Annotated in this window: 10 protein-coding genes; all 10 read left to right on the forward strand. The window is 42.8% G+C overall.

The window, feature by feature from the left end; genetic code table 11:
• Positions 1-111: 111 nt before the first annotated feature.
• The 10 genes from ABIE26_RS01230 to ABIE26_RS01275 all read left to right on the forward strand — a co-directional run bounded on the left by ABIE26_RS01230 (position 112) and on the right by ABIE26_RS01275 (position 14,441).
• The gene (locus tag ABIE26_RS01230) at positions 112-3,150 is read left to right on the forward strand and encodes a SusC/RagA family TonB-linked outer membrane protein (protein ID WP_310140982.1); all 3,039 of its coding nucleotides are present in this window, start codon (positions 112-114) and stop codon (positions 3,148-3,150) included.
• Between the two features lie 37 nt (positions 3,151-3,187).
• Positions 3,188-4,609, forward strand: a complete 1,422-nt coding sequence (locus ABIE26_RS01235) for a RagB/SusD family nutrient uptake outer membrane protein (protein WP_310140980.1) — start codon at positions 3,188-3,190, stop codon at positions 4,607-4,609.
• A 26-nt stretch (positions 4,610-4,635) separates the two neighbouring features.
• Positions 4,636-6,639: a glycosyl hydrolase family 28-related protein gene (locus ABIE26_RS01240; RefSeq protein ID WP_310140979.1), complete on the forward strand. Its 2,004-nt coding sequence runs from the start codon at positions 4,636-4,638 to the stop codon at positions 6,637-6,639.
• A gap of 314 nt (positions 6,640-6,953) precedes the next feature.
• Positions 6,954-8,420, forward strand: a complete 1,467-nt coding sequence (locus ABIE26_RS01245; RefSeq protein ID WP_310140977.1) for a TlpA family protein disulfide reductase — start codon at positions 6,954-6,956, stop codon at positions 8,418-8,420.
• Between the two features lies 1 nt (position 8,421).
• Complete coding sequence (locus ABIE26_RS01250; RefSeq protein WP_310140974.1) at positions 8,422-10,047, forward strand: sensor histidine kinase; 1,626 nt, start codon at positions 8,422-8,424, stop codon at positions 10,045-10,047.
• A complete protein-coding gene (locus tag ABIE26_RS01255) occupies positions 10,044-10,739 on the forward strand; it encodes a response regulator transcription factor (RefSeq protein ID WP_310140973.1) in 696 nt (231 codons plus the stop codon). The genes ABIE26_RS01250 and ABIE26_RS01255 overlap by 4 nt, the downstream gene beginning before the upstream one ends.
• A gap of 181 nt (positions 10,740-10,920) precedes the next feature.
• Positions 10,921-11,487, forward strand: coding sequence for a Crp/Fnr family transcriptional regulator (locus ABIE26_RS01260; RefSeq protein WP_310140971.1), 567 nt, complete (start codon positions 10,921-10,923; stop codon positions 11,485-11,487).
• Positions 11,488-11,681: 194 nt separating this feature from the next.
• Positions 11,682-12,356, forward strand: coding sequence for a type 1 glutamine amidotransferase domain-containing protein (locus ABIE26_RS01265; protein WP_310140969.1), 675 nt, complete (start codon positions 11,682-11,684; stop codon positions 12,354-12,356).
• 293 nt (positions 12,357-12,649) lie between these two features.
• A complete protein-coding gene (locus tag ABIE26_RS01270; protein WP_310140968.1) occupies positions 12,650-13,228 on the forward strand; it encodes an RNA polymerase sigma factor in 579 nt (192 codons plus the stop codon).
• Positions 13,229-13,292: 64 nt separating this feature from the next.
• Positions 13,293-14,441, forward strand: a complete 1,149-nt coding sequence (locus tag ABIE26_RS01275) for a FecR family protein (protein WP_310140967.1) — start codon at positions 13,293-13,295, stop codon at positions 14,439-14,441.
• Positions 14,442-14,444: the final 3 nt, after the last annotated feature.

Raw genomic sequence — 14,444 nt, forward strand, 5'->3', positions numbered from 1 at the left:
AATCCGCATCATATGCCCTTTCCGGGATAAGATGTATTATTCGGGATTTATGGCCCTGCCTTAGACCGATTATTAAATAACTTTATAAACCAAATAAACCAAATTACGCGTATGATCAATAGAATTTACTCGATCTTCTTTTTTCTCATTTTCCTGGGCTTTCATGTCAGCGCCCGGCAAACTGTAGCAATAAAGGTTTCTGGAAATGTGAAAGACAACGCTGGCATTGTCATGCCAAGTGTAAGTGTGTATGTCCAGGGGACCAAGCAGGGCGTGTCTACCGATGCCAAAGGTAATTATACCATCCAGGTAGCAAACGAACAGGCTGTGTTGGTGTTTTCCTATACCGGATATGTTAGTCAGCGCAGAACTGTTGGAAAAAACAGGATCATTGATGTTGCGCTTGCCGAAGACCTCAAAGGACTGAATGAGGTGGTTGTGGTGGGCTATGGTACCCAGAAACGAGGGGATGTGATCTCTGCTATTACTTCTGTAAAGGGTAGTGAATTACAGAACATTCCCGTTACCAATTTTGATGCTGTGATGCAGGGTAAGGCCGCCGGTGTACAGGTGGTACAGAATTCAGGTGCACCAGGTGATGAGGCCTACCTGCGAATCCGGGGAAGTGGTTCTTTGTTCGGAGAGAACAGGCCCTTATATGTCATTGACGGTGTACCGATGAACAATATTGCTGCGGGAGCAGGGCCACAGAGTACTGACGGACAAAGGGTTTCTGCTCAGAACGACATCAACCCGAATGACATCGAATCTGTTGAGGTGTTAAAAGATGCAGCTGCAGCCGCAATTTATGGCTCGCGCGGGGGCAATGGCGTAATCCTCATCACCACTAAAAAAGGAGCCATGGGTAAGGCTAAGTTTAACCTTAACATGTATACGGGAGCGGCATCGGTAACCAGGAGGCTAGATCTGCTGAATGGTGAAGAATATGCACAGCTGATCAAAGAGTCAAGGGCAAATGGCAACCAGCCTGTAGACAACGACATCATCAATACGGGGATTAATACCAACTGGCAGGATGCGGTTTTCCGTACCGCACCGGTATCCAACTATGCTTTATCCGTAGCCGGTGGTACAGACAAAGCTACCTACTATGTTTCCGGAAGCTATTTTGATCAGAAAGGAACCATCATCGGCCAGAAATTTAACCGCCTGAATGGTCGTGTAAATTTCGATGCCAAAGCAACCGACAACCTGAAGATCGGTGCCAATATCAATGGCAGCCATTCTTTGAACAACCGCAGGGACGGTGGTTTTTCCGGCCAGTCTATCCTGACACTTGCCCTGGTACAAAACCCGAACAACCCAGTATACAATCCTGATGGTACTTATTTTAGAGATTCCAAAGGCCGGTTAAATCCGGTGATGCTGGCCAATAAACTGCGTTTTATTGCCGAAACTGACCGTTATGTAGGAAATACGTATGCCAATTATACCATTGCTAAAGGCCTGCAGTTTAAATCCAGTGTAGGTTTCGACCGTTTGTCGATCACCGATGACCGCTACCTTTCCAGGGAAGTGAATAACGGAGGAAATGCCAGTGGTGCTCTAAGTGTATATTCAGTGATGTTATGGGTAAATGAGAATACTCTGTCGTACAATAAAACCTTCAATAAAAATCATAAACTGACGGCTTTACTGGGCCAGAGTTACCAGGAATCGGCTACACGCCGGATTGGTGCGGCAGGTAATACCAACTCTACCGATATCATTGAGGCCATTACAGGTTTCACCAACCGGACTGAAGCCTCCGATTACCGCTCCAGATGGGCAATTGTATCTTATTTCGGCCGCGCGGGCTATGCGTACAAAGACAGGTTCCTGGTAGAAAGTGCTTTGAGGATTGATGGTTCTTCCAGGTTTGGTAAAAATAAGCAGTTCGGTTATTTCCCTTCGGTATCCGGGGGATGGAAAATGAGCAACGAGGCTTTTATGAAGAAACAACATACCATTAGTAACCTGAAGCTGCGTGCCAGTATCGGGGTAACTGGTAACAATGAAGGACTTGGTAACGATTTTCCATCCCTGGCTACCTACAATGTCGGAGCCAATTATGGATCACTTGCCGGGATTGCACCCAGCAGTTTATCTAATGTTGACCTTAGCTGGGAATCTACTACACAGACCAACCTTGGACTAGACCTGGGTTTATTTAAAGACCGCATCAATATTGTGGTAGATGCTTATAAAAAAGTAACCAACGACCTGATCTTTAAACTGGAACTGCCTTATACCTCTGGTTTCAACCGTACTTTTGGTGCCAATATCGGCCAGATGAAAAATGACGGACTGGAGTTTCAGCTGAACAGCCGCAACCTGGTGGGTAAATTTACCTGGTCAACCGATTTCAACATTTCATTTAACCGGAACAAGATCACCTACCTCCCTTTAACGGTAGAGGGTGACCCGAGAAGCGCAGACTTTACCGAAGGGCTTCCAAATGCTTTCAATACTACCAACCCGACCAGCATTTTCCGGGTAGGGGAGTCCGTAGGTTCCTTTTTCGGCTATCGCAACCTGGGTATAAACCCGGCCACTGGTAATTTTATTTATGAGGACATTACCGGGGATGGGGTAGTGAGCACGGCAGACCGTCAGATTGTAGGCAATGCTTTACCGGTCCATACTGGTGGTATTACGAATACTCTCGGGTATAAAGGTTTCGACCTGAGCGTATTTTTTTACTGGTCTTACGGCAACGATGTGTATAACCAGACCAGGAATGTGCTGGAAAGGATGAGCAGTTTAAACAACGGAAATAAAAATACCCTGCGCCGCTGGACCCCACAGTATACCGTTACTGATGTGCCGAAAGCCATATGGGGAGATCCGGCAAATGCAGACGGACTGACCAATGCCGAGGTATCACAGCGTTTTATTGAAGACGGTTCTTTCCTGAGGCTGAAAAACGTGACACTTGGCTATGCGCTTCCTTCAGCTTTCCAGAAACGCATGAAGCTGAGCAATGCCCGTTTCTATGTAAGTGCACAGAACCTGTTTACCATCACCAATTATTCGGGTTATGATCCGGAGGTGCAGAACCAGCAGTTTAAAAACTCGCAGCTGGGTATTGACTGGGCCTCACAGCCCCAGCCAAGAACATTGATGTGTGGCTTTAGCCTGGGATTTTAGGCATATGATGAATTATTACTGTTTTAAAGATATAAAGATGAAAACAATAAGCTATATAATCCTTTTTGCTGCGATAAACCTACTTTATGGATGCAGTGTAGACGGGCTGAGCCCGGAAGATCGTATTGTGGATGCTAATTTCTGGAAAACCAGGGCCGATGCCGAAGCTGCAGTGATCGGAATTTATGACAAAGTACAGGCGATGGTGAAACAGGACCCGGTAGCTTTTGACGTAGGATCAGATGCCATCAGTGTGTTACAGGTAACTGATGATTACCTGGCGATCAACCAGCACAATATTACTGTAGACAACCCGAGGGTGAAAGATTACTGGGAAAACAATTATGCCGGTATACACCGTGCAAATGACGTGATCAAACACATTCCCGGAATTAATGATGCCGCTTTTACCACTTTGCAACGCGATAATTTATTGGGGGAGGCCTATTTTTTAAGGGCATACTTTTACTTTAACCTGCTCAGGGCTTATGGAGGTGTACCCATTGTAACGGTACCTTATGAGTCATTCAACGCAGACTTTACTATCCCACGTTCAACGGTAGATGAGGTGTATAAACTGATCATTGATGATCTGCGACTGGCAGAGGGCAAGCTGCAGGTAAAATTTACGGATGAAATGCAAACCAGGGGCAGGGCTACTACAGGTGCTGCCAATGCACTGCTGGCAAAAGTATTTCTCACAAAGAAAGACTATCCAAATGCCATTGTCGAAGCTGGCAAAGTAATCGCCAATCCTAATTATGCACTTACAACAGGCCGTACCAATTACCTGAATATGTTTACACCGAATGGCCGGAATACCCGTGAAGGGATTTTTGAGATCCAGTTTATCAGTTCTGCTACGGAAGGACATGGGCTGCACCGGTATTTTATGCCGGTTGCCAATGCCAACCAGATCGGGGGGGAATATATCATGGTACCAACGGCAAAAATTATTAATGCCTACGAGAGCGGTGATTTCCGGAAAGACGCTGCGGTAGCCATCAGTACCAACCCACCTTTCAGAAATGTAGGCCAACCCTTTGTTAATAAATATGTAAGGACAATGGCCAACCTGGATGGCAATGTTTTTGCCCTGCGCCTGGCTGATGTGATCCTTTTGAAAGCAGAAGCCCTGATGCAGGACCAGAAACCAGGGGATGCTACGGCGCTGCTGAATATGATCAGGAGAAGGGCATTCGGCCTGGACCTGAATGTGCCTTCCGTACGTGATTTTCCAAATGCTTCCGATCTGGCCAAAGGTTATACACTGGAACTGGCGATCGAGAACGAACGCTTCCTGGAACTGGCCTTTGAAGGACAGCGCTGGCATGACCTGGTGAGAACCGGCAGGGCAGTCGCCGTGCTGGGTATCAACACGAAAAAAACTTTGTGGCCGATCCCTCAGCGGGAACGCGACAGAAACCCAAGGCTGAACCAAAACGAGGGATACAATTAGTCTTATATTTTAAACTACAGTTAAAAATGGTAAAATTTAATCGTGTAGTCATGGTGGCCAGCTTCATGCTGATCACTGTGATTTCTACAGCACAGGATCGGAATATAGGCGTGAATGAGGTATATCCTCCAGCTATGTTTAAAGAAAACGGCGGACGTTTTATTAATGTTAAGAAGCTGGTGGAAAGTGGGGTGTATACCTCCAATGCCAGTGGTAATGGTGTTACGGACGACAGTGATGCCATCATTGCCGCAATGGATTGGGTCATGAATCGTTTAAGGGCTTCAGGCCAGCCCTGTGGCTGGCGGGAAAGCTGGTACATTTATTTCCCGAATGGTACTTATAGAGTTTCCAAACCGCTGGTCTATTCCGGTGATCAGGTTCCGGATTGTGTGCCTGCCCAGGTTTCGGCTACCCGTGAGGGGACAGCCGGACTAAAGCTGGTGGGGCAAAACCGGGACTCGGTTGTCCTCAAACTGAACGACAATGCTACCGGTTTTGGACCCGGAATGAAAAAGCCAGTGGTTTCTTTTTCGAAATTTGATAAGGGCACTATTTTTAACAATGCACCCGCTGGGTTTCATTTCCGTAACATCACGATAAATACCGGCTCGGGCAATCCTGGTGCCGTAGGTCTTGATTTTTATGGGGCCAATACTGCCAGGCTCGACAATGTTAAAATAACGGGCGGTGGAGAAACCGGTTTGCATGTGCGGATAGGTTCTGCACATGGATATTACAGCAACCTGGTGATCGATGGATTTAAGTATGGCATCTACCTGGATGGTGACGCAGAATCACACCCATCAATTGAATATGTTAGCCTGAGTAACCAAAGTGTTAGCGGAATCCTGCTTTCGGGGATCTCTACTTCCTTAAGGAAAGTTAAGAGTACCAATGCCCAGACCGGGATGATTTTACAAAAGAAAGGCAACCGTTTCCCCCATGCCGTTCTTGTGGACAGTAAGTTTGAGCATGGTTCGGCCCCAAATACGGGCATCCGCATCAACGATGGTTTTCTGTTTGTGAGGAATGTGGAACTGACAGGTTATGGTACGGGGATTAAAAAAGGCGATAGCACTGTTGCTGATAGTGGCGGCATTGCTGAATATTCCAGTGGTTCCTATATTGCTTTCAGCGAATCCAGGGTGAGGAGCGGGGCTGTGAAATCCATGAACCTGCCCGTTGCAGATTATCCGCTGCTGACCTGGGAAGCTAACTTCAGCAACTGGGCAAACGTAAATGATTACGGAGCAATAGGAGATGGGCTTACTGATGATATGGCAGCCATACAGCTGGCCATGAATTCCGGTAAAAAAGTAGTGTATTTTCCCAACAATAAATATAAAATCAGTGGCACGGTAAATTTGCCCGCTACCGTGAAAGAACTGCAGGGTGCCGGGGTTTGGATTGATGGCGGAGGTGTAAAATTTGATGTCAATCAGATGTCTGCTGATACATTGCTGCTGCGGGATATAGAGCTGGTTACCGGATCAATTAAACACTCCGTAAAGCGGAACCTGTTTTTAGAAAGCACTTCATCTGCAGGTAATGCTTATTCCAGCTTTTTGCCAGACTCAGGCGCCTGTGTATTCGCCAATAACAGCCATGGTTTTGCACGCCTGGAAGGCACTATTAAAAATGTAAAAGCTTATGTCCGCTTTTTAAATAACGAAAAGGCAGACCATTTTCAAATCAATGCGGGCCTCAACAGTACCCTATGGGTGCTTGGCTTTAAAACAGAAAAGACCTTTACGGTAATGAAAGCCAGGGATGGTGCAAAAATGGAGATTTTAGGTGGTTTGTTGAACCGCTACAGTACCGATGTAGAGCCGGATCCTGTAGGCATCCTGAATGATAATTCTTCTGTTTCAGTAATTGCTGCTACCAATGGACCCGACCGCCACTGGAATCCGATGATCAAAGATATTCAGGGCAGCACGACCAAATCCTGGCTGATGACGCAGTTCCCTTTTCGTGGCTGGGGAACAAATATTGTGATTCCACTGTATGTAAGTTACGCGCCTTAACCTTTTCCCGACCACTTTTATTGTATTTGGATTAAAACCTGTAGTAAGTCGCTCCGTTCGATAACTCGACCTATTTTAGATCTATAGTTCCCTCTGTTCAACCATCCAGCATGCGTTTTCATTTTTTCTCCAGAGGGACAGGTATAGTCCATCGCTATTAAATACAAAAGATGAAAGAGGAAAAAAGTTTTTACTGGGTGCTGTACTGGGCATTGGCGAAGAGAATGTAGTAATGCCTGCTGAATGTTAACGTTCCTAAACACACTTTTATTTAGGCGCCATAGTCATTAAGTTTAATCCTGTAAACAAGGATTATGAAATTATTTAAGGCTTTAATTATTGGAGGAATATTGCAATTTCAGGTTGATGTTATAGCACAACCTTATTTTCAACAGGACAGTATACTCATTTCCGGAAAAGTTTTAGGGTTCCAGTCGGGTGGAACCGATAATTTTATCACATTTTCCACTTACAACCTGAATGGTGTGTCGCACAAACAGGCATTTCAATTAAAGTCAGACGGCTCCTATGATGTTAAGCTTTATCAACCTTTTCCGGGTGATGTAGAACTGAATTTCAAGGATACCTATCTTAATTTGTTTGTTGAATCGGGGAAGCGTTTAATCGTTAATATCAATGACGATAAAATAAGTACAGATGGCCATATGGCAGATATGAACCAATTGATGTTCGATTTTCAAAAAGCGTTCAATCAGCATAAATTTATTTTTTCAGCTAATATAGGTGATCCTACACAGCCTGACAGCATTTTTGCAGAAAACAGATTGAAGCGATTAAATGAAGAACTAACATTTTTATCGTCTTTTTTGAAAGAAAATAATGTTAAACATAACCTGTTCGCAAATTGGCAACGCAACCATCTTACCTATATAGCCGCCAGGGAACTGATGCTGTTCCCCTTCTTCGGCAAACAAAATAAATCCATTACAGTCAATCAGCTATTTAATTTCATAAAGCAAATACCTGTTGATAACAACGCTGCACTCTCAAATTCTGCCTATTACAGCTTTCTTGATGTGCTCAACACCAGCCAGCGGATTATCCTCAATATTAATCCAATATATGAAAGGATTAAACAACAGAATGGCTACAACCTTACACCAGTACTTTTAAATAAAATCGACAGTTTATCAAATGGTATTGTACAACAAATTATGTACTACCAGGTGTATCAGCCCCAATTTAAGAATGTCAGTAACTTTATATCGGTTGAACATCGGTATAAAACAATTGCAACTGATTCCTTTATTAAAACATTAATCGATGAAAAAAACCGTTCGGCCATGAAGGGCTTTGTAAGTTATAATATCCTGGATCGGTTAAAAGATATTAATGTAAGCTATGAATTAAAAGAACGCTTAATAAACTTGTTTGGAGCGGAAAGGGGGCATTACCTTTATCTTGACTTTTGGGGAGAATGGTGTGGCCCCTGTATGAAAGAGATGCCAAATTACCCTAAAATGATTAGTGCTTTTGAGGGCAAACCAATTAAATTTATATTTATGACTGTTTATACGCCACAACAGGTTATGATGGATGTAAAAAACAAATACCATATTGATGCTGAGTTTATTAACCTGACCAAAGATGAAGTGGCAATACTGAATAACGCATTTAATTTTAAAAGCTATCCGTCGCATTTTCTGATTAACCCCTTGGGAAATGTGATGAGCAATTCTATCGGGGGAATAAGGAACCAGGAGAACCTGGGGGCTGTGGTAAAAGCCATTGAAAATTTTATGCATTTAAAAAAGTTTTAAGTTGGAACAGCCTATAAAAAAGAATATCCGTGCACTAACAGTACTTGTGGGCCTGGCCATAGCGGGAATACTTGTATTCCAGGTAATGTGGCTGCGTAATAGCTATCATGTGAGCAAGCAACAGTTTAACATTAATCTGCGAAAAGCGTTTGATGAAACTATAGCTAATTATAAATTGCTAAAAACAGACACTGTAAGAAGCCTTTTAGGAAATCTACTCTTGTCAGATAAAGATTTCAATTATCGGATTTTTAGATACAGTAAAGGGCTGACCATTGGTTACAGGAATGGGAATAACGCATATATTATTTATCCGATTAGGCCGGAAGACACCGTATCCATCAAAAAAGATCCAATTGCTTACCTGCAAAAAAAAATACATGTTCTCTCTTTGGAAGAGCTAAACCGGTTGTATTCTACTTTGATTGGGGTTAAGGATTATCCTGCCCAGTCGGGAAATGAAGAATTGCAGACAAAATTGATGACCCTTTATCAAAATCTGTATGCAGATACCTATGTTTTAAACCGGATTTCAAAAGAGGTATTTATTCGTAATGGGATTCAGTTTAATGACAACATTCGCCATTTTAACGATGTGAGCGATATTAGGAAAGAGAACCCAGATCCGAATCTAAAAGGAGGGGCGCGCAACCGGGTGCCAATAGTACCTCCAGATGCGCCTTTAACTTTAAAGGTACAGGCCCTCAACAAATATGAAAAAGAAATAAATGAGTCGATGGATAGCGCTTGTGTCAGCCAATTGCTTCTTTATAATCCAAATGATATCCTTTTGGGAAATAGTCCGCTTTTATTTATTGCTGTGAAGACGCAATCGGCTTATGTGCTTAAAAAAATGGCAGTAAGCATTGTGGGCTCTCTGTTGCTAATGCTATTCCTGGGGTTCTGTATGGTGTTCATGCTCTTTTTGATTCTTAAACAACGAAAACTTGCTGATATGAAGAATGATTTTATCAGTAATATTTCTCATGAATTGAAAACACCAATTGCCACAACACTTGCCGCAATACAGGGAATGGGGTATTATGATGCGGAAACAGAAGCCGGGAAAAGAACCAAATACCTGACGGTTGCCGCTAATGAACTAAGGAGGCTTTCAGATATGGTTGACAAAATGCTAAGCATTACTGTTTTTGGGAATGGCAAGTTTGAGATCAATCCGGTGAGTTTCGATTTGAAGGAGATGATCAGCAGTATTATTGCAAACGTTGGCCTTGCGCAATCAGAACAATGCCTCATTAATCTGGATTACAAAATAGAGCGAAAAATATTTGCCGACAAAAGCTGCCTGTATCAAAGTATTAGCAATCTGGTAGATAATGCAGTTAAGTACGCCATTGACACACCAAATATATTGATTAGCTGCAGAGAGGTGGCACATGGGATAGAAATTAGTATACAAGACAATGGCCCTGGCATTCCACTGCAATATCAAAGATATATTTTTGATAAGTTTTTCAGGGTGCCACAAACCGGAGGGCATAAAATTAAAGGACATGGTTTAGGCCTGAATTATGTTAAAAGCATTATTGAAAAGCATGGCGGAAGCATCTCACTAAAAAAGTCAGATGCATCTGGTAGCACTTTTCTGATTATATTACCACAATGAATAATGAAAACCGTCATATTTTATTAGTAGAAGATGAGTTAAATCTTGCCGGGATCATTAAAGATGTTTTGGAAAACCAGGGTTTTAAGGTAAGCAGTGTTGCTGATGGCAATGAGGCTTATTTCAACTATTTAGCAGTTAAACCAGACCTTTTGATTTTGGATGTAATGCTACCTGGTGAAAGCGGACTTGCAGTTGCAAAGAAAATAAGAATTGAAGACGATTCAACCCCGATTATTTTCCTGACTGCAAGGTCAATGCCACAGGATGTATTAAACGGGTTCGAGTCGGGGGGAAATGATTACCTAAAAAAGCCATTTGATATGGACGAACTGCTGGTAAGAATTAGAGTTTTGCTTACCAGGAACCGCTTACTGGAACAGCATGGAATACTGAATGGTGTTGTGGAAATCGGGGAATATCAGTATGACGTTAAACGTTCGATACTCTTACATCAGGGATTATCCCGGCAACTTTCGGCGAGGGAAGGGGAAGTACTGAAAGTACTGTATCAATCCCGTAACAGATTGCTGACCCGCAAAGATTTATTGGTTCAGGTATGGGGGGATGATGATTTCTTTAGCTCAAGAAGTTTGGATGTTTACATATCGCGTTTACGTAGATATCTTAAACCCGATCCGCTGGTGCAGATCATCAATCATCGTGGATTTGGCTACAAATTGATATGCTAGTTTTACACCAGGAACGGAGCTAATTCAGGCGCTTACTACCACATCGTAATACGCATGAAAAAAGCGAAAATAGAAATGGGAGATGCCTGCCGCCAAAGCATTCAAGGTATAAAGGATACGCTGCATCAATATGTTTCGTAAATTTACCCCTGACCACACATAAAAAGAAAAGGCTTTCCAAATGAATATAGCTTTACGACAGCATATAGAAAAGATCACATCATTAACAGATGCTGAATTTGAATATGTTGAATCGATGTTCACAAGGAAAAGGTTGAGGAAGCATCAATTCCTGATACAGGAAGATAGTGAAGTGTTGAATGATTATTGGGTAGTTAGCGGATTACTAAAAGCCTACCATACGGATGATGACGGGAAAATACATATCCTCCAGTTTGCTATGGAAGATTGGTGGATTTCAGACTACCAGGCACTTAACAACCATACTCCTGCTACTATTGCCATAGATTGCATCGAGGATTGTGAACTGCTGGTTTTATCCAGAGATAATAAAGAAAAGCTTTGCAATGAGCTTCATAGTATTTCCGATTTCTTTCGGAAAAAATCCAGCGCCGGCTACGTAGCGCTACAACAGCGGATTTTGCTGTTGCTCAATAAAAACCCTCAGGAAAGGTACAATCGTCTTTTTAAACTCCAGCCTATCTTAGTTCAACGCCTGCCTAAAACCTTGCTTGCATCCTATTTGGGTGTATCAAGAGAAACCTTAAGCCGTTTGAATCACCCTTAATGTGATTGTAATCACACTAATTTTGTGATCAGTTCCCTTTTTGTGCAGCAAGCTTTATCTCAATTTTGTGAAATCAGATTTAACAAATAAAACACAAAACTGTTATGCTAATGAATTTAATTAAATCAATAATGATGGGATGCAGTATCTTTTTATGCTCTGTTGCTGCAGCACAATCAAAAAAAGCAAATACGATGAAAAAGAAAATCTTGTTTGTGGTAACCAGCCACGATAAAAAAGGAAGTACAGGTGAACCTACCGGTTATTACCTGGCGGAAGTGAGCCATGCCTGGAAAGTATTAAAGGAAGCGGGCTATGAAATTGACTTTGTCAGTCCAAAAGGAGGAAAACCCCCTGTAGATGGTTTTGATTTAACCGATAGCGAGAATAAGGAGTTTTGGGAAGATAAATATTATCAGAACAAAATTAACAACAGTTTAAAGCCTGCTGATGTCAAACCTGAAGACTATGCGGCCATTTATTATGCCGGCGGACACGGTGCTGTATGGGACCTCCCTGATAACACCGCTATTGCTGCTATTGCAGGTAAAATATATGAAAATAAGGGGATTGTAGCAGCTGTTTGTCATGGTCCGGCCGGTATAGTCAACATCAGATTAAACAATGGCAAGTATCTTGTTGAAGGTAAGAAAGTAAACGGTTTTACCAATGAAGAGGAGGCTGCGGTTAAACTGGATAAGGTTGTGCCGTTTTTATTGGAAGATAAGCTGATTGAACGCGGCGGGGTTTACGAAAAATCTGCCCCATGGAAAGAGCATGTGGTAACAGACCAACGATTGGTTACCGGACAAAATCCGCAGTCGGCCCGTGCTGTGGGAAAAGCACTTTTGGCCTTGCTTGAGAACTGATATTGGCGGGCCTTGCATCCGCCATTTGAGATTTTGCATTAAATCCCGGATCAGATTGGAGTTTTGTTAAATTTCTCCGTTAGTGATTGAAACGAAGGGAACGGTACAACTGGTATGCTACACTATGTTTAGGTAATTAGTGCTATTTTCTTCAAATCATCATAAAACTTTTTTAACTTTGGTTCATCGAGGAACACTTTTTCAATACTGGTATAGCCCTGTGTTAAAGTTTTCAGAAAAAATTAATAAAAGGGTTATAGGTATTCTGTAGCCCTTTTTAACTCACTTATGCCATGGTTGCCTACACCGAATATACTGACCAGGAACTTAGCAGTTTGTTACAGCAGGGCGATCATGCCGCTTTTACAGAAATTTATAACAGGTATTGGCGTAAGATCTTTGTTGTTGCGCATAAGCGCCTGGGCGATCAGGAAGAAGCTGAGGGAATTGTTCAGGATTTATTTTTAAACCTCTGGCGCAAAAGAGAAAGCTTTCAGTTAACAACCGGATTTCAAAATTACTTTGCAATTGCCCTGAAATTCGAAATTCTTGATGTGATGCGGAAATGGGCCAATGTAAGCAAATATGAAAATGAACTTTCTTTTACTTACACCGAGGCTGATGAAAGCATGTTGCGAGCTGCTGATCTTGAAGAGCTGAGGCAAAAAATCCAGCTGACTATTAGCGCACTTCCCGAAAAATGCCAGCTGGTGTTCAGGCTCAAGCATGAACAGGGCTATTCTCAAAAACAGATTGCAGAAGAAATGAACATTTCAGAGAAGACTGTAGAAGCGCATCTGGCCAAAGCTAAGAAACAGCTTAGAGGCAAGATGGGCGGTCTGCTTGAGCTGGTATTGTTTCTTTGTTTTTAAAAAAAAATTGGCCAACTAAGGGATTTTCATTTCTGAAACGGTTATGTAATAAAAGGGATCACATATGCCGGCAGACAAACCAAATCATACTTTATTAATATTGGCCAAAAAATGGCTGGCAGGGAAAATTACTGATAAAGAGCGGTTAGAATTTGATCAGTGGTATAACTCTTTTGATGATGGGCATCACGAACTGTTTACCGATGAGACTGAGGAGGGGATGGAAAACAGGATAAAACAGGCAATTTTTAGCAGGGCAGAAATTAGCAGGCCCGGAACAACAAAACTCTGGCCGCGTATAACAATAGCTGCGGCTGCAATTTGCGGCATTGTTTTAGGTATCTATTTTTTCACAGATCCGGGCCGGATCAACAACAGGCAAAACAATTTAGGTGACGCAAATCATATCGGCCCAGGTAAAAACGTTGCAATGCTGATGTTTTCCAACGGAAAGACCCTTAGCCTTAATGAGGCGAAAACCGGGGTCATTTTTGATAGGGAGAAGATCAGGTACAATGATGGTACAACAGTTGAAACGGCTTCGGACGACAATAGCGGGGTTCAGATGGTCACTGCATCAACACCTCGTGGAGGTACTTACCAGTTCACCCTGCCCGATGGTAGCAAAGTCTGGCTTAATGCCGACTCAAAGATTTCCTTTCCCTCACAATTTAACAGGACCGGGCGCAAAGTTGTTCTGGAAGGCGAAGCATATTTTGAGGTTGCCAAAAAACATGCCCCTTTCAGTGTACAGAGCCGGCAGCAGGAGGTAATGGTGTTGGGAACGCATTTTAACATTAGCGCGTATACCGGAGAACCCCAGGTTAGAACCACTTTGCTGGAGGGCAGGATTCGCGTAACAGGTGTAGCAGAGGCAACCCGGCAGGATGTAAACCCTGTGGTCCTTAAACCCGGAGAGCAGTCACTCTTTGTAAACAACAGGATTACAATAAGCAAGGTCGATACCGGCGCTGTTATTGACTGGAAAAATGAGCTCTTTATTTTTGATCAGGACAGGCTTGAAGGCATCATGAAAAAAGTAGAAAGATGGTATGATGTAGAAGCGGTATACCTGGATCAGAACGTAAAAAGAGAAGTGTTCAGCGGAAGGATTTCCAGGTTCCGGAATGTGGGTGAGTTGCTGAATAAGCTTAGCCAGACCGGTGCTGTAAACTTTAAAATCGAAGGAAGGAGGATTTTGATCACGAAATAAATT

It is taken from the genome of Pedobacter africanus (assembly GCF_040548825.1).
GTDB lineage: Bacteria > Bacteroidota > Bacteroidia > Sphingobacteriales > Sphingobacteriaceae > Pedobacter > Pedobacter africanus_A.